Origin of the sequence: Pseudomonas sp. THAF187a (assembly GCF_009363395.1) — a bacterium.
GTDB classification, from domain to species: Bacteria; Pseudomonadota; Gammaproteobacteria; order Pseudomonadales; family Pseudomonadaceae; genus Aquipseudomonas; species Aquipseudomonas khazarica.
Genome location: NZ_CP045349.1, coordinates 335,847 through 355,135 on the forward strand (window position 1 = coordinate 335,847; position 19,289 = coordinate 355,135).

Consider the following 19,289-nt stretch of genomic DNA (forward strand, 5'->3'; position numbering starts at 1 on the left):
GTTCACCCCTGCCGCACTTCGACCATCACCTTGCCCACGGCTTTACGCTGGCCGAGCGCATCGATCGCTTCGCCACCCTGCGCTAGCGGGAAGGTCTGTGATACCAATAGTTTGAGTTTGCCTTCGGTGTGGCAGGCGAACAGTTGCTGGAAGTTGTCGGCGTTATCCTGCGGTTGGCGCTGGGAGAAAAAGGAACAGATTTATTTTCGGCTGATATTGTGAGGCAATAAATAAATCTGTCACTTTTACACTGGTGAGGTTGTCGTTCCTTGGAGTGTATTTAAGTGAAATTGAATATTGATTTTCCTAACAATATGATCACGGATGAATTACTCATGCAGGAGCGAATCCCCTGCTTTTGCAAAATTTCAACAGACTTTGAGATTTCGTTTTCGGATACTGTTCCTGAGTCATCGGGACTGGTGTCAGCCTGGGATCGTAGAGAGCTTGAGTTAAGAGCTATTGCAGGGGCGGGCGGTCGATATACGCACTTTGCTAACGGGTTGATTACGTTGCGGAAAGTTGGTGAAGGCGTATACAAGATTATTGACCTTGAAATGTTTTATAAAAGTTACGGTTGGTGCGCTGTCTTGCGAGAAGGGGAGTATGCGCCTCCCGGAGATTTTTGGGATGAAGAGTAAAGATTTTCTGATTAATGCTAAGGGAAAGGGGGCAGATTTATTTTTAGGATGACGGTGCTGCGTCATAAATAAATCTGTACCCTTTTTCCTTTTTCCTTTTTCCTTTTTCCTTTTTCCTTTTTCCTTTTTCCTTTTTCCTTTTTTCACACTACCGTTGTTTCAGGTGTGAATAGTAATGGCATGGTCATTGTGAAGGTTAAACCATGAAGGAAAATAAGGAAACACGTGAGGAACGGCTGATTCGTGCGGCTGCAGTGTGGGAAGAACTCACTGCAGAATGGGTTGTTGAATACGTGAGGGATTACCACAAGCTCAAAAGAGGGTCGGCTCTTCGGCATATGACTTCACTTTCGGAAGATCGTGGTCTGAAGTGTTATTTCATCGATAACGACTTGCGTCGTATGAAGCAGAATTTCTATGTTTATTGCAAGCTCTTGATGGCTGCCCAGCAGGAGGTTGAATCTAGCGGTGATGCCTTTGCTGGTTATGAACCATTTTTATACGGCCTGCTTAGCGATAGCCCAGAAATCTACAATTGGTTGGCCCATGCCGAACTCAAGCACAAAGACCAGTTGAAGACGCCACATTTTACGTTCTACCAATTCCAATTGGCACTGCGCCGCGACGATGAGGCTCTGCGCGAAACCATAGCCCTTGTGGCCAGAAACGGCGGCAACCGTAACAAAGCGCTAGCGCAGGCCGGGCAAGACTTCTTTTCTTTACTGCTCAAACAAGACAAAGAAGGCTTACAAGCTCTGATAGAGAACCAGGCCAAGATCAAGTCGGTACACGAACTGGAAGGCCAGTTCTTGGCAGGTTTCGCCATGATTCATGCCAAGCTTTGCTGGTGCCGAGGGATCGAAGTTCAAATTGAAAATCCATTGATACCCATGGATCTACTTCCTATTGAACCACTGGACTTTTACGATGTGGAGTACGACTTTCTGCGGCCAGGGTGGAGTCCGCCACCGCCGCAGGGTTTGTTTTCTAAGATTAAACACTTGCTCTCGAAAGGATAGGTGCGGAAAAGGGGGGCGAGGAGAAGGGGACAGGTTTATTTTTAGACTGTCGGTGCTGCGTCATAAATAAATCTGTCCCCTTTTTCCTCCCCTTTTTCCTCGGAAAATTAAATAGCGTTCAAGATATTTCCAAAGCATTAAGAGGGCTGGATTGATGTCTGCTGAAGTCTTTGCAGGGAAGTACGCTGAGCGATTTGGATTCTCAAGTGTAGATGCTCTTGGTTTGGAGGATTTTTTTCAGGCTCTGGAGCTAGTGGCAATGAAAAACAAAGGGTTCTTTCTACTGAAGGTCGATGGCGAGCGAGATAGGAATATATATACGTTTGCTTTGAATATGCCAGCTAAGGATGTCGTGTTGAGGAAGGATGCAGATAGCATTAGAGAGGGTGTTCTCTACATATTTTCGGAGCTGGAGAGAAAAAATATCCTTCCGTAATTAATATTCGGTCCAAAAACGACAGGTGTAGCCGATCAAACTGCGGGTTCAATAAAGAATGTTAATCGGGAAAAGGGGACCGGAAAAGGGGACAGATTTATTTTTCACCAGATCGACTAAGCTGCAGGTCTTAATGGAAGGAGATCGTTATGCCAAGGATGGGGCGAATAGTATTGCCGAACTACCCACATCATGTGGTGCAGCGAGGGCATAACCGGCAGGTGGTGTTTGCTGCTGAACAAGACTATCGGCGTTACATTTCTGATCTGCGTGAGCTGAAAGACGTCTTCGGGGTCAAGGTTTACGCCTATTGCCTGATGACCAATCATGTCCACCTGCTGCTGGCGCCCGGTGAAGCTGTTGCCGGGCTGGGGCAGTTGATGAAGGCGCTGGCGGCGCGAGCTACGCGCTATCGAAATCGTCTGGAGGGGCGCACCGGCACTCTCTGGGAGAGTCGCTACAAGTCCAGCGTCGTCGAGTCAGACGCCTACTTGCTTGCCTGCTGTCGCTATATCGAACTGAACCCGGTTCGAGCCCACATGGTTGCCGAAGCGGTTGATTATCCCTGGTCGAGCCATCGGATGCGGGTAACGGATCAGGCGGACAGCGATTGGTTAGATATAGACCCCTGCTTCATTGCTCTCGGCAACACGTCTGAAAAGCGTCGTATCCGGTACATGGAGTTCATGCGTCAAGCCGTACCATCGAGCGAGATTGATCTGATTCGTGCAGCACTACAGAGGGGGCAGCTAACCGGGAGTGCTCGTTTCGTGGATGAGATAGAAAGAATCCAAGGGCAGCGGGTTGAGCTACGAGGTCAGGGCAGACCTAAGCGACAGCCCGAAAAATAAATCTGTCCCCTTTTTTCTTTTTTGAGTTTGCTAAAGAATTGGTGAAGGATCTTGATGATGCTATCGGACGTTGATTTTTTCAAAGGGTTCATTGACTGGTTGATGGGTTTGTCTATTGTTTCTTCAGAAGAAATTGATGGTTTTTTGAATTGTCTTGATGGTGTGGGTGGCGTCATTGAGGATGGCTTCTATATATCTGCATTTGAAGAAATAGGAAGAGGGCTTGCCAGGAATAGAGATTTGCATTTTCTTGAGGATTTTCTAAAGGTTCACTCCTCTTTTCTCTCTTTGAGGTCAGAAGTTTTATACTATTTTGTAGAATCTATTGTGGATGTGCGCTCGGCTTTAGGAGATGACGTTAGGGGTTTAGTTTCAGCATCTCCTGAGTCATATAAGCCATTTCTCACGAAGCGCTTTATAAAGTTTCCTGAATAGCTGCAAGAGGAAAAGGGCAAGGAGAAGGGTGAGTAATAGGGGGCAGACCCTGAGGAATCCCCACAAAGTATCCATACAGGGAAAAGGGGACAGATTTATTTTTAGGCTGACGGTGCTGCGTCATAAATAAATCTGTCCCCTTTTTTCTTTAAAAAGAAGGATGAATTGAAGGTTGTTCTGCAGAGTCCACAGGTTGTCAAGACGCCTGCGTACCAATCACCAACGTCTGGTAATTTTATTCGAACAGTTGATATGGGGCGACCTGTTGGAATTGATGCCAAAGCTGGGGGCAGTCTACTAATTTCATGACGGTGATTACCGATTCAAAGGGTAATTTGGTAAACACATTTCCTGGAAAGACTTTCTAGACATGTATTATTTGATGATATGGGATAAAGATTTAGCATCCATCGGGCGAGACGGTTGTCTTGATAAAATTGAGATTCCTTTGGATGTGGCAAATTTTTTCTTTCGCCTGAATGTCGAGCAATATCCAATTCTTTCCAGCTTAAGCTTCGATGATTACGATATGTTTTCTGGGGCGCAGATTGATTCGCTTGTAGGTGAGCTATTTTCTGTTGCAAGCATAAATTCACTAATCTCCGAAGAAGTTGAATTGATGGTGGATCTAATGCTTAAGGCGAGGTCTTTAGGGGAAAATATATTGTTTGATCCGTTTAAAGTGGGTTAGTTGGTACAAAAGCAGTCGATGATTCTGCTGCCTATGCAAAGTGGTGGGATAACGGAAAAGGGGACAGATTTATTTTTAGGCTGACGGTGCTGCGTCATAAATAAATCTGTCCCCTTTTTTCGAAACGGTATTCCGATTGAAGAACTGCACTTTCCAGGGGCGAAGAAATGACCGAGGCGGAAGCTATTTCCATCCTTGAAAAGAATGGTTGGAGTTGCGGGATTGATGAAGTAGAGGATCGTTCTTGCACTCTGGCTGTTAACGATAAAGTGGTTCGGATATTCCCGACAATTGGGAGGCGCTCGGATCACTTTAGAGTAACCTTCATGCCATCTGTATCCTCAAAAGAATTTTTTGAGGTGGTTTCATTCATTTTTAGCGAAGGCGTAAAGTACGATCCTGTGATCGTCAGCAATGAGCTTCCCGAAAAGCTACCCGAGCTCTTGGATGCTGACATCCTGAGACTTGCGGAGAGGGCGGTTACTTGGGCAAATGCTCAAAGCCTTGAGGCTGGATTAACTGCATATAGAAACTTGCCTAAGGATGCTAAAGGCGCAATGCCTCTCCGTCATTTGGCAGCGCTGGCGATAGCTGGGGATGTTGGACGTTTAGAAGGTTATAAAAAGAGCTTTGATGAGGGAGATAGGCTCGGATTTGTACCGTATATCACTGTCGACATGGTTGATCGAGCGATCTTGATAGCAAGAAAACATAGTAAATGATTAGCTAGGTGGTTTCAGAGGCTGAGTGCAACACCCTATCATTGAGTTAGGGATGAGTTCTCATGATGTTTAGCCATCATCGCCGTCATCATTTCGATGGGGCACTCGGAAAAAGTGGACAGATTTATTTTTAGGTTGACGGTGTTGCGTCATAAATAAATCTGTCCCCTTTTTTCATGTCCCCTTTTTCCAGACGAGCAGTATCTCAGGGAGGCTCATTCGTCAGGTGAGAAGTACTGGTGGTGATATTTACAGGTATAACCCCGCTACGGGCGATTTGACGAAGTTTTGATGGCTTATGAAATCATATATACAGGTTGCAATTAGAACAAAGGCTGAAACGATTGATTGGGACATTGGCGAAAGGCTCATTGATTCGTTGAGCCTGAACGGTGGTTTACTGATTCCGGAGAAGGTCTCGCATAATGAAGATAAGTTCACGGAGCCTTTTGTAGGAAAATCTGCGTGTGAAGGTGTTTGGGCATCTAAGGCTGTCATTCGTGTCAACGGCGCTTTGTCGGACTTCCGCCAAGACTTTGCATGGAGAAGAAAGAAGGCGATTAAATCCTCAGGAAGTGTTGTTCATACATCTCGAAATATTCGCGGGCAAACCGTTCCGGGATCAATTTCCCTAAATGCTGCTTGCAGTGAAAAGATCGACTGGTATTCGCTCTTCAGGACGTGGTGCGAAATATTTCCTCCTCAGCTTGGAATGCTTCATCTCTTCAGTGAACCTGAGCTTGGCCCCCATGAAAGAAATAACAGTTTTCAAATAGGGTCATTTAATGCGGCCTTGAAGCCCGATGTGCCAAATGTTGGCTGGGCGATGTTTTATGGAGACGAGTTTGCCCAAGAGGTCGATGCTGATCAAATCGCAGCATCAGGCTTTCCTATTGAGAGATTAGGTAATGGCTACTTGGTGAGAGTTACAAATAGCATTCAAGATGTGGTGGATGATTTCTCGTTATTTTCAAAGCGCCGCGCTGAGCTTAAGAGTTTGTTTCGAGAAGGTTTTTTCCTAACCAATCACGAACCTTCGATTTGAATATCATCAACACCGGCCTTGCGCCGGTGTTGTCATACTCAGGAAAAGGAGGCAGCAGAGAAAGGGGGCAGATTTATTTTTCGCCTGATTGGTTAAGTCGAAGGTCTCAATGGAAGGAGATCGTTATGCCAAGGATGGGACGAATTGTATTGCCGAACTACCCATATTATGGGGGAAAAGAGGACAGATTAATTTTTAGGCTGACGGTGCTGCGTCATAAATAAATCTGTCCCCTTTTTACTTGAGGTAGGCCAGGTTATGAATGAAAGACAGAAACTGCTATGTGCGCAGCTTGCAGAAATGGGTTCTGAGCAGGCTGCTGAGTGGTTGATGACCAAATATCCAGTAGAGTCAATAGGCTATGGTGAGGCTCTGCTATTGATCCCCCATCGTTCCTGGAAACGATCCGATCAGAAGCGACTGGCTCAGTACTACTTCAGGAAATTGCCTTTCTCTGGCGCAAGAGGATATGAGGCGTTTGCCTCATTTATGTCCATAAGGACTTTTCTGGGTTGTGTTAATGAGCGCTTGCCAATGAGTGCTTCTGATGCAAGCTTGCTGTTGTATTACTTGATTCCTGTTCTTAGTAAGACTGCTAAAAGCGACTCTGATCGCCAGCTTATTATGAGTCTTATCAATGAAATTCAGCCTCATGACCGCGCTGAATCGAGATAATCTGTTGTTCTGGTTGGGAAAAGGGGCGGGAAAAGGGGACAGATTTATTTTTAGGCTGACGGCGCTGCGCCATAAATAAAATCACCCCTTTTCGAACATTCTACGTCCTGGAACTAATGTAGTTGGAGCTGCCCCGTGATGCGTGATGCTTTAGGTGAACTTGACTACTGGGATGAGCGGATTGAAAAGGATTATGTTTGGTTGGGAAGATGTTCGAAATTACTTTCTGTCCCTTCTAAGAATCCTGAGTATAAGCCTCAATTTACATTCGATATTTCGATGGATGTTGTCAGGCTAATTCTCCAAAAATATTCCAGGGGGGATGAAATATCCTCGTTAAAAGATTCGTTCTCTATGTTGCTCGATATGTGGGAGCTCTCTGATAGTCTTTCTGTTGAGATATGTGCCAAGCACGATTTGAATGTCTGCCGTTCTTGGGCGTTCAGCTTGTCGGTTCTTAATCACTATAATTGGTGCTTCTGGCTGGTTGGGCTTGCACTTGCACTTGATATTGTTGATGAGCAATGGCAGCGCCTGTTGATGTTGATTGGCGGTGAGGGAGAGGACCTATTACTAGATAGGGTAATTGCCAGTCGACAGTCCGATAGGCGAATTGGTACGGAGCTTCTGCATCCAAAACCCTATGCCCGTTTGCTCAAGGCCGTGAATGCGCCGAAAGAACAGCAGGCCACATTATTGCGTGACTTCGTCGATCATTGGTACGTGGAGTTGAAACGCAAGGGTAAGGATGAGCTGTGGTGGTATACCTACGGCGATCCGGAGAAGCATCCTTTAGAAAAAGGGAGCTACTTTGGACGTTGGTGTATCGAGGCGGTGGCGGCGGTCAAGTCGTTTGGGCTGGATGATAGCCTCTGCTTAGGGCATGAGAACTATCCCGGAGACCTGCTTCGTCCTGATGGACCAACTACTCATCCCGAACGTAAGGAAAAGAAGAAGGGCTGGTTGTCTAGAATACTTCGAAAATAAATACTGAAACCTATCTGCTGATAGCCCGTTTCCTTCTGTTCATTAAAATGAAAAAGGGGACATTCATTAGCCGGCGAGGCCTCAAGACTCAAAGCAACCCGCTCTGCTTTTAACGGCAGAGTTTCTCCTGTGCCAAATCTGATGGGCTGCCCCGGTCGAGCCAGTTTCCTTTGGCTGGGACCGAGTCGCGCCAGTCGCCCAGATGTATCCAGCAGAGCCTGAAACCCCTTGCGGCGTTGGTAAGGGCCCCCGGAGGGCAGCCCCATCAGAGCGGATAGCTTCGGTGCGCGCGACGCCTCCTACCGTACCTCCACCACCACCTTGCCCACCGCCTTACGCTGGCCGAGCGCATCGATCGCTTCGCCACCGCGCGCCAGCGGGAAGGTCTGCGATACCAGTGGTTTGAGTTTGCCCTCGGCGTGCCAGGCGAACAGTTGCTGGAAGTTGTCGGCGTTGTCCTGCGGTTGGCGCTGGGCGAATGAGCCCCAGAACACGCCGACCAGGGCGGCACCCTTGAGCAGCGGCAGGTTGGCCGGGAGGGCCGGGATGCCGCCGCCAGCGGCGAAGCCCACCACCAGGAAGCGGCCGTTCCAGGCGATGCTGCGGAAGGCTTCCTCGAACAGCGTGCCGCCCACCGGGTCGTAGATCACATCCACGCCCTGGCCGCCGGTGAGTTTCTTCACCTCGTCCTTCAGGCTCTGCTCGCTGTAGTTGATCAGTTCGTCGGCGCCGGCCTTGCGCGCCACTTCCAGTTTTTCGGCGCTGCTCGCAGCGGCGATCACTTTCGCACCCATGGCCTTGCCGATTTCCACTGCTGCCAGGCCGACGCCGCCGGAGGCGCCAAGCACCAGCAGGGTTTCCCCGGCTTGCAGGTTGGCGCGCTGCTTGAGGGCGTGCATCGAGGTGCCGTAGGTCATGCCGAAGGCCGCTGCGGTGGTCAGGTCCATGCTCTTCGGCACCGGCAGCACATTGTAGGCCGGCACGGCGACCTCTTCGGCGAAGCCGCCCCAGCCGGTCAGGGCCATTACCCGGTCACCGCTGCGCAGGTGGCTGACCTTCTCGCCTACTGCCTTGACCACACCGGCCACTTCGCCGCCTGGCGCGAAGGGGAAAGGCGGCTTGAACTGGTACTTGCCCTCGATGATCAGCGTGTCGGGGAAGTTGACCCCGGCGGCCTGGACCTCGATCAGCACCTCGTTCTTTTTCGGTTCGGGGCTTGGCAGGTCTTCCAGTACCAGGGTGTCGGCAGGGCCGAAGGCTTTGCACAGCAGGGCTTTCATCAGATGCGTTCCTCTTGCAGGGTGCCATGCAGTGTAGGAAGCGCCTGCCATGGGTCAACGAGCATGCCCGCGCCTGATAGCCCGGCATAAGCGCCGGGCTTGGGTGCTGGCGTGTGGATGGCTATGCTAGGCACATCCCCGATGGAGTGCCGAACGTGAAACTGTTGACCGCCCTGTTGCTGAGCCTGTCGATCTGCCTGCCTGCCCTGGCGTCTTCGGAGAAGAAGGAAGAGGTGCCGACGACGATCTACCACAGCCTGACGCCTGCCCTGATCGGCAACCTGGCCGACCAGGGCAACCGCCTGAAGTTCTTCAAGGCGGACGTCGCCTTGCGCGTGACCGGCACCGAGGCCGAGGAGCAGGTCAAGCACCACGAGCCGCTGATCCGTCATCAGCTGGTGCTGCTGTTCTCGGCTCAGACCAGCGAGACCATCAATGCTCCCGATGGCCGCGAGAACCTGCGCCAGCAGGCGCTCAAGCAGGTGCAGGACGCGATCAACGCGGAAGAAGGCAAGCCCGTGGTCGAGGACCTGCTGTTCAACAATCTGATCATTCAGTAGCGGCGAATCCCTGGCGCGTTTGGTTTCAGCGGCCTAGCCCGGATGCAATCCGGCGGCCCCTCATGCGACATCCCCGGATTGCATCCGGGCTACGCCATCTGCGCCAGGGTCTTGCGAAAGCGGCTCAGCGCGGCGAGGAAGAACAGCGTGCCGATGCCGACGATGGCCAGCAGGTTCGGCCAGACGATGGCCAGCCCCGCGCCGCGATAGAGGATGGCCTGGGCCAGGGCGACGAAGTGGGTGGTCGGTGCCGCCAGCATGATCTGCTGTACCAGCTCGGGCATGCTCTCGCGCGGTGTGGTGCCGCCGGAGAGAATCTGCAGCGGCAGCAGCACCAGGATGATCAGCAGGCCCAGCTGTGGCATCGAGCGTGCCACGGTGCCGAAGAAGATGCCCATCGAGGTGGTGGCGAACAGGTGCAGGGCCGCGCCCAGCAGGAACAACGCGATGGAGCCTTCGATCGGCACCTGCAACCAGCCCTGTACCACCAGCAGCAGCGACAGCGCCGCTGCCGTCAGCACTACCAGGCCCATCGACCAGACCTTGGCCAGCATGATTTCCAGCGGCGTCACCGGCATCACCAGCAGGTGTTCGACGGTGCCGTGCTCGCGTTCGCGGATCAGGGCGGCGCCGGTGAGAATGATCGAGAGCATGGTGATCTGGTTGATCACCTCCATCACCGAGCCGAACCAGGCGCGGGTCAGGTTCGGGTTGAACTGCACGCGCAATACCAGATCGGCGGGCTGCTGCAGGTCGCCCCGGTAGCGGCGGACGAACTCGGCGACTTCGCTGGTGCCGATGTTCTGGATGTAGCCGGCGCCGGTGAAGGCCATGCTCACCTGGGTGGCATCGACGTTGAGCTGGATCGCCGGGCTGCGGCCGGCCAGTACGTCACGCTGGAAGTTCGGCGGAATATTCAGGGTGAAGGTGTAGCGGCCGGAGTCCATGCCGCGATCCATCTGGCTCAGGTCGATGCGCTCCGGCGTGCGGAAGTAGGGCTGCTGGAAGGCCTGGATCAGCCTTTCGGAGAGTTGCGACTGGTCCTCGTCGACCACGGCGATGGCGGCGTTGTGCAGGCTTTCCGGCAGGCTGGTGGCGGCCGAATAGACGCCCATGCTGAAGGCCCAGAGGATCAGGATCACCAGCGCCAGGTCGTGCTGCAGGCTGCGCAGTTCCTTGATGCCGAGGTGCAGGATATTGGCCAGGCGTTCCATCAGACCTCCTGTTTGCGCAGCAGGCTGGCGCTGAGCAGGGTCAACAGCGGCACGGTCAGTGCCAGGGCGAGGAAATAGCCGGCCAGGTCGCGCAGCTCCAGCGCCTTGGAGAACAGGCCACGGCTGATCACCAGGAACTGCGATGTCGGGTAGAGCTGGCCGACCAGCGCGCCGAAGCCCTCCAGCGAAGCCACCGGGTAGATCAGCCCGGAGAACTGGATGGCGGGCAGCAGAGTGGCGATGGCGGTGCCGAACACGGCGGCGATCTGGCTCTTGGTGAAGGTCGACATGAGCAGGCCGAGGCCGGTGGCGCAGGCCAGGTAGAGCAGGGCGCCGGCCAGCAGGGTCAGCGGGTTGCCCTTGAGCGGCACGTCGAACACGGTGATCGCCAGCAGCACCAGCAGGATGAAGTTGAACAGCCCCAGGGCGATGTAGGGCAACTGCTTGCCGAGCAGGAACTCCAGGCGCGTGACCGGGGTGACGTAGAGGTTGATGATCGAGCCCAGCTCCTTCTCGCGCACCACGCCGAGTGCCGTGAGCATCGCCGGGATCAGCATCAGCAGCAGCGGGATCACCGCCGGCACCATGGCCTTGAGGCTTTCCACGTCCGGGTTGTAGCGGTAGCGCACTTCCAGTTCGGCGGCGCTGCTGGCTTGTGGCTGAGGTGAGTGCCGGGCCAGCTCGGCCAGGTAATGCTGGTGCAGGCCGGTGACGTAGCCCTTGATGGTTTCGGCGCGGGTCGGCATGGCGCCGTCGATCCACATGCCGATCTGTGGGCTGGCGCCGCGCTTGAGGTCGCGGCCGAAGTTCTGCGGTATCTCCACCGCCAGGCTGATATCGCCGTCGCGCAGGCGTCGCTCCAGTTCGTCGTAGTCGCGCAGGGGCGCCTTCTCCAGGAAGTAGCGCGAGCCGGAGAGGTTGAGGTGATACTCCTGGCTGGTGGTGGTCTGGTCGCGGTCGAGCACGGCGAAGGACAGGTCTTCCACGTCGAGGCTGATGCCGTAGCCGATGATGAACAGCAGCAGCACGGTGCCCAGCAGCGCCATGCCGCCCCGGATCGGGTCGCGGCGCAGCTCCAGCGCCTCGCGCCGGGCATAGCTGAACAGGCGGCGCAGGCTGAAGCGCTGGCGCTGCGGCGCGGGCTTCTGTTGCAACGGTGGTGCCTCGCTGAGTGGCTGCTCGCCGACGGCTTCCTGCAGGTAGGCGATGAAGGTGGCTTCGAGGCTGTCCAGCCCGCGCTTGTCCATCAGCCCCTGCGGCGTGTCGCTGTCGAGCACCTTGCCGGCGTGCATCAGCGAGATGCGGTCGCAGCGCTGCGCCTCGTTCATGAAGTGGGTGGAGATGAAGATGGTCACGCCGTCCTGGCGCGACAGGTCGAGCATCAGTTGCCAGAAGCCGTCGCGGGCGACCGGGTCGACGCCCGAGGTCGGTTCATCGAGGATCAGGATCTCCGGCTTGTGGATCACCGCGACGGCCAGCGAGAGGCGCTGGCGGATGCCCAGCGGCAGGCGCTCGGGGAGCATGTCCATGACCTCGCCGAGGTCGAAGCGCTCGGCCATCTGCGCCACCCGTGGGCCGATCTCGTCGCTGGGTACGTGGAACAGCTGGGCGTGCAGCACCAGGTTCTGCCGCACTGTCAGCTCGCCATACAGGGAGAACGCCTGGGACATGTAGCCGACCCGCTTGCGCGTGGCCATGTCACGCGGGTCGACCGCCTGGCCGAACAGCAGTGCCTCGCCCTCGCTGGCCGGCAGCAGGCCGGTGAGCATCTTCATGGTGGTGCTCTTGCCGCAGCCGTTGGAGCCGAGGAAGCCGAAGATCTCGCCACGGCGAATGCGGAACGACACCTGGTCGACGGCAACGAAGTCGCCGAAGCGCATGGTCAGGCCCTTGGCCTCGATGGCGATCTCGCTGCTGCCCTGCAGCGGGGGGATAAGCACCTGCTGGTGGCCGCGCCGCCGCTCTTCCGGGAGCAGGGCGATGAAGGCCTGCTCCAGGCTGGCGCAGGCGGTGCGTTCGCGCAGTTCGGCGGGGCTGCCTTCGGCCAGCACGCGGCCGTCGTCCATCGCCACCAGGTGGTCGAAGCGCTCGGCTTCTTCCATGTAGGCGGTGGCCACCAGCACGCTCATCTGCGGGCGCTGCGTGCGGATGCGCTCGATCAGCTCCCAGAACTGGTTGCGTGACAGGGGATCGACGCCGGTGGTCGGCTCGTCGAGGATCAGCAGGTCGGGATCATGGATCAGCGCGCAGCACAGCCCGAGCTTCTGCTTCATGCCGCCGGACAGCTTGCCGGCCGGGCGTTCGCGGAACGCGGCCATGCCGGTGCTGCGCAGCAGGTCGTCGATGCGCTGTTCGCGTTCGGCGGCGTCCTGGCCGAACAGGCGGCCGAAGAAATCGAGGTTCTCGAACACCGACAGGGTGGGATAGAGGTTCTTGCCCAGGCCCTGCGGCATGTAGGCGATGTGCGGGCAGACGTTGCGCCGATGCCGAGCCTCGGCCATGTCGCCGCCGAGGACCTCGACCTGGCCGTCCTGGAGCTTGCGGGCACCGGCGATCAGCGCCAGCAGGCTGGACTTGCCGACGCCGTCCGGGCCGATCAGGCCGACCATGCGCTGTGCCGGCAGGCTCAGGTCGATCTGCTGCAGGGCGTGGGTTTCGCCGTAGCGCAGGCCGACGCCAGCCAGGCGCGCGACCGGCGCGTTCATTGCGGAACCTTGATCGCCAGGTGCTCAGGCCATTCGGCCTCGGGGTCGAGGCGCAGGTAGGCCATGCCGGGGACGCCGGTCTTCACCTGCTGCAGGTGCTTGCTCAGCAGCTCGGGGTCGATACGGGCCTTGACCCGGAACATCAGCTTCTCGCGTTCGCTGGCGGTTTCCACGGTCTTCGGCGTGAACTGGGCGACGCTGGCGACATAGCTGACCTTGGCCGGGATCACGTACTGCGGTGCGGCATCGATCACCAGGCGCACCTCACTGCCGAGGGCGACGCGACCGGCCTGGCGTTCGGGCAGGAAGAAGGTCATGTAGACGTCGGTGAGGTCCACCAGGTTGAGCAGCTTGCCGCCCGCGCCGAGCACTTCTCCCGGCTGGGTCACACGGTACTGGACGCGGCCGGCGCGCGGCGCCTTGAGCTGACTGTCGTCGATGTCCACCTGCAGGCGTTCGACGCTGGCCTGGGCGGCTTCGGTGGCCGATTGCGCCTCGATGGCCTGCGACTGGGCGGCGGCGATGCCGGCTTCTGCCGAGCTGACCTGGGCGCGGGCTGCGGCCAGGGCGGCTTCGGCGCTCTGCAGGCGCGCCAGGTCATCGTCCAGCTGCTGCTGGGCCAGGGCATTGCGCTTGACCAGCGTGGCGCTGCGTGCGTGACGCTTGCGTGCGGCATCCAGCTCGGCCTGGCGCTGGCGCACCACCGCCTCGGCGGTGCGCTTCTCGCTTTCCCGCAGGCTGATCTGGCTGGCAGCCGTCACCTGGCCGTTCTCCGCCTGGCGCAACTGCGCACGGGCCTGGGCCAGCTGGGCCTCGAGGACCTGGGTGTCCATGCGCGCCAGGACCTGCCCGGGCTCAACGAAGTCGCCTTCGTCGACATCGATACTGGCGATGCGTCCGGCCAGTTTGGTTGCCACGTCCACCTCGGTGGCCTCGATGCGCCCGTTGCCGCTGGCAAAGCCCTCCGGCAGGCCGCTCGGGCGCAGTTGCCACCAGGCGATGGCGGCCACTGCGGCCAGGCCGAAAACGATCAAATAGGGGAGGCGACGTCGCGCGTTGTTCATCTCAGCGTCCTTTCTGCGGGCCCTTGCTCGGGACCATGATTAGCAGACTTTCATTGTCTGCGCTCAGCCTGTCGCGTGGTTTGATGCAGGTCAAGCGAGGGCAGCGCCCCACAGGCAGGTGCGATTGCGGCCCTCGTGCTTGGCACTGTACAGCGCCTGGTCGCAGCGGGCGATCAGTTCGCCGGGCTGTTCGTCACGAACCGGATCGAGCACGGCGAGGCCGATGCTCAGGCTCAGGCGTTCCAGCGGGCTGGCGGGGTGAGGAAGCTCCAGCGCGGCGATGCCGGCGTGAATGCGTGCGGCAACGTGCTCGCCGCCTTCGAGCCCGGTGCCGGCCAGGATGATGGCGAACTCCTCGCCGCCATAGCGGCAGGCCGCGTCACCCTCGCGCTGCAGGCTGTCCTGCAGCACGGCGCTGACCTTGCGCAGCGCATCGTCGCCGGCCAAGTGGCCGAGGGCGTCGTTGTAGGCCTTGAAGTGGTCGATATCCAGCAGCAGCAGGGTCAGCGGTGCACCGGCCCGTCGTAGCCGGCGCAGCTCGGCCTGCAGGCGCTGGTCGAAGTAGCGCCGGTTGTAGAGACCGGTCAGGCCGTCCTGTTGCGACAGGCGTTGCAGGCGGTCCTCCAGTTGCAGGCGCTCGCTGTTGTCGCGGGACACCGCAATCAGGTACTCGCGCCCATGCAGCTCCACCAGCTGCGTGTTGATCTCGGCGGGCTGGCGGCTGCCGTCGCGACGTATCAGCTCGCGCTGGAAGATCCGCGAGAGGTTGTCGCGTTGAGCCTCGCGGACCTGCTGCAGCCAGCGGTGGAAGCCCGGCAGGAGCTTTTCCGGGTCCTCGCGCAGCAGTTCGGCGAACTGTTCGGGGCGATAGCCCAGCGTGGCGTAGGTCGCCTGATTCATGTGCAGCAGCTCGCGACTGCTGCTGTCGAAGATGAACAGGCCGTCATGGCTGGAGTCGGTCAGGTCGAGCACCAGTTGCAGGCGCTCGCGGTTTTCGCGCAGGCGTTGCTCGGTCTCCTCGCGGCGCTCGGCTTCCACCTTGTAGCGTCGGTTGGCGAGTTGCAGGGCATGGGCGCGGCGGCTGTTCTCCAGGGCCAGGGCCAGCGCGGCGACCAGCAGCAGGCTGATCGCCAGGCTGGCGCCGAGCACCACGCCGGGCAGTGGCGAGTCGAGTTGCTCGAGCAGGCGCGCCGTGGGGCTCAGGCGCAGGCTGAAAGCCTGGTTGTTGAGCAGGCTGAGGCCCAGTTGCAGGCTGTGTGGGTCGTCGCCCGTCGTGTCGCCGTGGCGGAACAGGACCTGGCCGTTCTCCAGCAGTTCGAGGTTGAAGGCGTCGCGATCGATCTGCGTCAGCAGTTGCACCATCAGCGGTTCGACGCGAAATACGCCCTGGAGGAAACCGTCGAAGACGCGCTGGCCATCCTGCTGCCGATAGAGCGGTGTGTAGAGCACGAAGCCGCGGCCGCCCTGCACCAGGTCGAAGCTGTTGGAGAAGCGCTGCTCGCCGGTGTCGCGTGCCTCCATGGCCAGCGGGTAGTTGGGGTGACTGGGAAGCAGGCGAAAGTTCAGCGCGGCCTCGTTGCCGGCCACCGGGAACAGCCAGCGCATGCGCAGGTCGTCGCCCACCCACTGGATCGACTGGTAGGCGGGAAAACCGCGCAGTGCCCGCTCGACTTCATCGTCCCAGCTGGCGCGGGGCAGGCGCCCCAGGCTGTTCCACAAGCGGGCGATGCGCTCGAGGCTGGCCACTTCCAGGTGCAGGGTGCCTTCCAGCTGACGCGCGAGGCTGCGCGCCTGGTAGCCGACGCGTTCGTCCAGGCGTTGCTGCTGGACGCCTTCGATCTGCCGCCACAGCAGCACGCTGGCGCCGCTCAGCACCAGTAACAGGAAGGCCAGCGCGAGTCGCGCTGGCCAGGCGGAGGATGCCGGCATGGATAACTCCCAAAGCTCTCATTGGGTGATAGCACAGTGCCGGTGCTGGCTCAACGCATGGCCAGGATCGCCGTCCATTCTTTTTCGCCGACGGGCATCACCGAGAGCCGGCTGCCGCGCTGCACCAGGGCCAGTTCGGCCAGCAGCGGGTTGTTCTTCAGGTGCTGCAGTGGCAGCACCTCGGCGAAGGCTTCGACGAACGCCACATCCAGCGCGCTCCAGGGGTTCTTCTCCGGGCTGGCCTTGGGGTCGTGGTAGTGGCTCTGCGGGTCCAGCGCGGTCGGGTCCGGGTAGACCTCGCCGTCGATGCGGCCAATGCCGGCGATGCCCGGCTGCGGGCAACTGGAGTGATAGAAGAAGAACTGATCGCCCGGACGCATCGCGCGCAGGAAGTTGCGTGCCTGGTAATTGCGCACGCCATCCCAGCGCGTCTTGCCCAGGCGTTGCAGGTCGTGGATCGACAATTCGTCGGGTTCGGACTTCATCAACCAATAAGGCATGAACTTTGCTCCTGCAGGTCTGTCCGTTAGCGGACGCTCGTTTGAGTGGAACTCTCCGACAGCCGGTTGGCGCCAGAAATTGCACCGCGCTCGGCCCTGGCGGAAAATGCCCGGCTTAACGCTTGGCGACGTCGTATTGCACACAACAATAACGCGCGACCAACGCGCGCAGTTGCCTTGAAGGGGGAGGCAATAGATGAAACGCAAGCCAGATCTTTTGTGGGTTCTCGTAGTACTTTTCAGTCTGGGCGTGGTTACCACGGGTTACACCCAGAGCCTTTGGGAGCGCCAGAGCGACGTTTCCATCAAGGTCACGCAGCAGCCCTGATTCGCGGGCTCGCAGCGTCAGCGCCGCAAGGATCGCGGTGCCACCCGCTCGTCAGTACCAGCGCCTGTCCGTCACCGTCGCCTGCAAGGGCACATCCCAGCTGGCCATCGCCAGTTCGTCCACCCGCTGACATTCATGCGCCAGTCCCAATAGCGTCGGCTTGTGCCAATTTTTGCGCATGCGCAGGTAGGCCAGGCTGCGGTCGTAGAAACCACCGCCCATGCCCAGGCGACCGCCGCGGTCGTCGAACCCCACCAGCGGCAGCAGCACCAGGTCCAGTGCCCAGAGCTTGCGCTGACGTTTGGGGCGCGGGCTGGGTTCGAGGATGCGGAAGCGATTGCCCGCCAGTTTCTCGTGCCGGGTGACGCGCTGGAACACCATCTTGGTGCGCGGCCAGGCGCTGAGCACCGGCAGGTAGGTGCGCTTGCCGCGTTTCTGCGCGGCTGCCAGCAGCGGACGAGGGTCGATCTCGCCGTCGTTGGGCAGGTACAGGGCGATGTGCCGGGCGCGGCGAAACTGCGGGCTCTGCGCCAGTTGGCGGTACAGGTTGCGCGCGGCGCTGCGTTGCTGGCTGCGGCTGAGCGCACGACGACGCTGGCGCAGCACACGGCGCAGTTGCGGGCGGCTGAGTGGGGCGGTAGGAGTCATGGGCAGAGGATGAAGCGGGGTGGGTAGCGGCGGCTACCGGAGGGGGAGGTGACTTCCCAGCGTGCCGCTGTCGGTTTAGCCCTTGAACCCGAAAGTTCAAGGTGGAGGTTGCAGGAGGCGTTAAGGCTTTCCGTCAGGCGGACATGCACACCTGCCCCAACATGCAACCCCCGTGGTTGTGCGTATCGGCTCAGGGACATCCCCGACTGGCGCACACCCCAGGAAGTGGCGGCCAGTATACCCGAATAGACGGGTGGAGGGGCGGCCTGCGACGAACTGGCAGGCATGTTCGGCTCAGGAAGCCGAGTCGTCGGTCAGGGCGCGGTCGACGCGATCGAGCAGGTCGCGCACCTGCTGGCGCGTGGAGCTGGCGTCCTGATCCAGGCGCTGCTGCTTGTGCAGCAGGTCATGGGTGATGTTCAGGGCCGCCATCACCGCCACGCGGTCGGCGCCGATCACCTTGCCGCTGGTGCGGATCTCGCGCATCTTGCCATCCAGGTAGCGCGCGGCGCTTTCCAGGTTGGCGCGTTCGTCCTGGGGGCAGGCGATGCAATATTCTTTGTCCAGAATGTGGACGGTCACGGTGTTCGACTGGGTCATGAGTCCTGCTCCAGGGCTTTGAGGCGCGAAATCATCGATTCGACCTTGTGCCGGGCCATTTCGTTCTTTTCGATCAGATGGGCGCGTTCCTCGCGCCAGGCCTGTTCATTCGCCAGCAGGAGTCGGTTGTGAGCCTTGAGCTGCTCGACACGCTGGATCAGCAGCTCCAGCTTGGCGGTCAATGCGTGCAGATCGGCGTCTTCCATGGGCTCTCGCTATGGGAGGGAATGGCTGGACTATATAGGCTGGACCCGGGTAGGGGTCAAACCCAGATGGCAGTGGCGTGATGCGTACGACGTCATCGACACCCCGGCGGACTTCGATGGTCTTGCCGCGTCTGCCGGTGCTAGGATACGAGGCCTCCATTCTAGAGATTGCGCCGTCTGGCGCCTAGCTATCTATGTCGATTCCAAGTTCTCCCTACGCCGCCTTCGCCGCTCTGCTGAGCAGCGCAGGGCACTCCGTCTCGCCCGCTGAACTGCATGGCCTGCTGCTCGGCCGCAGTTGCGCCGGAGCCGGCTTCGAGCCGGATGCCTGGCTGCTCGACGCCACCGACCTGCTCGGCGGTGAGCCGCAGGACAACGTGCGCCAGGCGCTGATCGGTCTGCAGGAGATGGTCAAGGGCGAGCTGTGCAGCGAGGACATCAGCCTGGTGCTGCTGCTGCCGGATGACGAAACACCCCTGGCGCAACGTGCGGTTGCCCTGGGCCAGTGGTGCCAGGGCTTCCTCGGTGGCTTCGGCCTGACCGCCCGCGACGGCGCGCTGAGCGCCGAGGCCATGGAAGTGCTGCAGGATCTGTCCGCCATCGCCCAGGTCCAGGGTGGCCTGGAGGAATCCGAGGATGGCGAGAGCGATTACATGGAAGTGATGGAATACCTGCGCGTCGCGCCCCTGCTGTTGTTCACCGAGTGCGTGAAGCCCGCGGCGCCTGCCGCCAAACCCTCCCTGCACTGATCTT

22 protein-coding genes, 1 other RNA gene and 1 pseudogene are annotated in these 19,289 nt (G+C 58.4%); 13 read left to right on the top strand and 11 right to left on the bottom strand.

What is annotated here, in order from left to right:
• Positions 1 to 2: 2 nt before the first annotated feature.
• Positions 3 to 188, bottom strand: a pseudogene (locus FIV02_RS01600) (zinc-binding dehydrogenase); the annotation flags it as partial.
• A gap of 96 nt (positions 189 to 284) precedes the next feature.
• On the opposite strand from FIV02_RS01600, the gene FIV02_RS01605 reads away from it, so the two are divergent.
• From FIV02_RS01605 to FIV02_RS01650, 10 genes are all read left to right on the top strand, one after another.
• Positions 285 to 641: a hypothetical protein gene (locus tag FIV02_RS01605; protein ID WP_256663048.1), complete on the top strand. Its 357-nt coding sequence runs from the start codon at positions 285 to 287 to the stop codon at positions 639 to 641.
• 203 nt (positions 642 to 844) lie between these two features.
• On the top strand, positions 845 to 1,660 hold the full coding sequence (locus tag FIV02_RS01610) for an Imm49 family immunity protein (protein WP_152487605.1): 816 nt from the start codon (positions 845 to 847) through the stop codon (positions 1,658 to 1,660).
• 154 nt (positions 1,661 to 1,814) lie between these two features.
• The gene (locus tag FIV02_RS01615; protein ID WP_152487606.1) at positions 1,815 to 2,096 is read left to right on the top strand and encodes a hypothetical protein; all 282 of its coding nucleotides are present in this window, start codon (positions 1,815 to 1,817) and stop codon (positions 2,094 to 2,096) included.
• A gap of 149 nt (positions 2,097 to 2,245) precedes the next feature.
• Positions 2,246 to 2,947 (top strand): transposase, encoded by a 702-nt coding sequence (locus FIV02_RS01620; RefSeq protein ID WP_152487607.1) that lies wholly within the window; start codon positions 2,246 to 2,248, stop codon positions 2,945 to 2,947.
• Between the two features lie 57 nt (positions 2,948 to 3,004).
• Positions 3,005 to 3,382, top strand: coding sequence for a hypothetical protein (locus FIV02_RS01625; protein ID WP_152487608.1), 378 nt, complete (start codon positions 3,005 to 3,007; stop codon positions 3,380 to 3,382).
• Positions 3,383 to 3,752: 370 nt separating this feature from the next.
• Complete coding sequence (locus FIV02_RS01630; protein WP_152487609.1) at positions 3,753 to 4,073, top strand: hypothetical protein; 321 nt, start codon at positions 3,753 to 3,755, stop codon at positions 4,071 to 4,073.
• A 167-nt stretch (positions 4,074 to 4,240) separates the two neighbouring features.
• On the top strand, positions 4,241 to 4,795 hold the full coding sequence (locus tag FIV02_RS01635) for a hypothetical protein (RefSeq protein WP_152487610.1): 555 nt from the start codon (positions 4,241 to 4,243) through the stop codon (positions 4,793 to 4,795).
• A gap of 298 nt (positions 4,796 to 5,093) precedes the next feature.
• Positions 5,094 to 5,840: a hypothetical protein gene (locus FIV02_RS01640; RefSeq protein WP_152487611.1), complete on the top strand. Its 747-nt coding sequence runs from the start codon at positions 5,094 to 5,096 to the stop codon at positions 5,838 to 5,840.
• A 258-nt stretch (positions 5,841 to 6,098) separates the two neighbouring features.
• The gene (locus tag FIV02_RS01645) at positions 6,099 to 6,515 is read left to right on the top strand and encodes a hypothetical protein (RefSeq protein ID WP_256663049.1); all 417 of its coding nucleotides are present in this window, start codon (positions 6,099 to 6,101) and stop codon (positions 6,513 to 6,515) included.
• Between the two features lie 138 nt (positions 6,516 to 6,653).
• Positions 6,654 to 7,502, top strand: coding sequence for a PoNe immunity protein domain-containing protein (locus FIV02_RS01650; RefSeq protein WP_256663142.1), 849 nt, complete (start codon positions 6,654 to 6,656; stop codon positions 7,500 to 7,502).
• 299 nt (positions 7,503 to 7,801) lie between these two features.
• On the opposite strand, the gene FIV02_RS01655 is transcribed toward FIV02_RS01650, so the two are convergent.
• Positions 7,802 to 8,782, bottom strand: a complete 981-nt coding sequence (locus tag FIV02_RS01655) for an NADPH:quinone oxidoreductase family protein (protein ID WP_037056704.1) — start codon at positions 8,780 to 8,782, stop codon at positions 7,802 to 7,804.
• 155 nt (positions 8,783 to 8,937) lie between these two features.
• On the opposite strand from FIV02_RS01655, the gene FIV02_RS01660 reads away from it, so the two are divergent.
• On the top strand, positions 8,938 to 9,342 hold the full coding sequence (locus FIV02_RS01660) for a flagellar basal body-associated protein FliL (protein WP_047588861.1): 405 nt from the start codon (positions 8,938 to 8,940) through the stop codon (positions 9,340 to 9,342).
• A gap of 89 nt (positions 9,343 to 9,431) precedes the next feature.
• Here FIV02_RS01660 and FIV02_RS01665 read toward each other — a convergent pair whose 3' ends face one another.
• The 5 genes from FIV02_RS01665 to FIV02_RS01685 all read right to left on the bottom strand — a co-directional run bounded on the left by FIV02_RS01665 (position 9,432) and on the right by FIV02_RS01685 (position 16,754).
• Entirely contained in the window at positions 9,432 to 10,556 is a 1,125-nt protein-coding gene (locus tag FIV02_RS01665) for an ABC transporter permease (RefSeq protein ID WP_037056708.1), read from the bottom strand.
• The gene (gene rbbA / locus FIV02_RS01670; protein ID WP_152487613.1) at positions 10,556 to 13,261 is read right to left on the bottom strand and encodes a ribosome-associated ATPase/putative transporter RbbA; all 2,706 of its coding nucleotides are present in this window, start codon (positions 13,259 to 13,261) and stop codon (positions 10,556 to 10,558) included. Before rbbA ends, FIV02_RS01665 begins: the two co-directional genes overlap by 1 nt.
• Positions 13,258 to 14,325, bottom strand: a complete 1,068-nt coding sequence (locus tag FIV02_RS01675) for an HlyD family secretion protein (protein ID WP_134677844.1) — start codon at positions 14,323 to 14,325, stop codon at positions 13,258 to 13,260. Before FIV02_RS01675 ends, rbbA begins: the two co-directional genes overlap by 4 nt.
• 90 nt (positions 14,326 to 14,415) lie before the next feature.
• The gene (locus tag FIV02_RS01680) at positions 14,416 to 16,254 is read right to left on the bottom strand and encodes a diguanylate cyclase (protein WP_037056711.1); all 1,839 of its coding nucleotides are present in this window, start codon (positions 16,252 to 16,254) and stop codon (positions 14,416 to 14,418) included.
• Between the two features lie 50 nt (positions 16,255 to 16,304).
• On the bottom strand, positions 16,305 to 16,754 hold the full coding sequence (locus FIV02_RS01685) for an EVE domain-containing protein (RefSeq protein ID WP_037056712.1): 450 nt from the start codon (positions 16,752 to 16,754) through the stop codon (positions 16,305 to 16,307).
• Between the two features lie 196 nt (positions 16,755 to 16,950).
• On the opposite strand from FIV02_RS01685, the gene FIV02_RS24915 reads away from it, so the two are divergent.
• Entirely contained in the window at positions 16,951 to 17,082 is a 132-nt protein-coding gene (locus FIV02_RS24915) for a hypothetical protein (RefSeq protein WP_256663050.1), read from the top strand.
• 51 nt (positions 17,083 to 17,133) lie between these two features.
• Here the strand turns inward: FIV02_RS24915 and FIV02_RS01690 are convergent, their stop codons facing one another.
• The 4 genes from FIV02_RS01690 to FIV02_RS01705 all read right to left on the bottom strand — a co-directional run bounded on the left by FIV02_RS01690 (position 17,134) and on the right by FIV02_RS01705 (position 18,536).
• Entirely contained in the window at positions 17,134 to 17,730 is a 597-nt protein-coding gene (locus FIV02_RS01690; RefSeq protein ID WP_152487614.1) for a 5-formyltetrahydrofolate cyclo-ligase, read from the bottom strand.
• A 49-nt stretch (positions 17,731 to 17,779) separates the two neighbouring features.
• Positions 17,780 to 17,958: non-coding RNA, 6S RNA (gene ssrS / locus FIV02_RS01695), on the bottom strand.
• Between the two features lie 66 nt (positions 17,959 to 18,024).
• Entirely contained in the window at positions 18,025 to 18,330 is a 306-nt protein-coding gene (locus FIV02_RS01700; RefSeq protein WP_037056715.1) for a cell division protein ZapA, read from the bottom strand.
• On the bottom strand, positions 18,327 to 18,536 hold the full coding sequence (locus FIV02_RS01705; RefSeq protein WP_003458652.1) for a TIGR02449 family protein: 210 nt from the start codon (positions 18,534 to 18,536) through the stop codon (positions 18,327 to 18,329). The genes FIV02_RS01700 and FIV02_RS01705 overlap by 4 nt, the downstream gene beginning before the upstream one ends.
• Before the next feature lie 194 nt (positions 18,537 to 18,730).
• Between FIV02_RS01705 and FIV02_RS01710 the strand changes: the two genes are divergently transcribed.
• Complete coding sequence (locus FIV02_RS01710) at positions 18,731 to 19,285, top strand: YecA family protein (RefSeq protein WP_037056717.1); 555 nt, start codon at positions 18,731 to 18,733, stop codon at positions 19,283 to 19,285.
• The last annotated feature ends 4 nt before the right edge of the window (positions 19,286 to 19,289 follow it).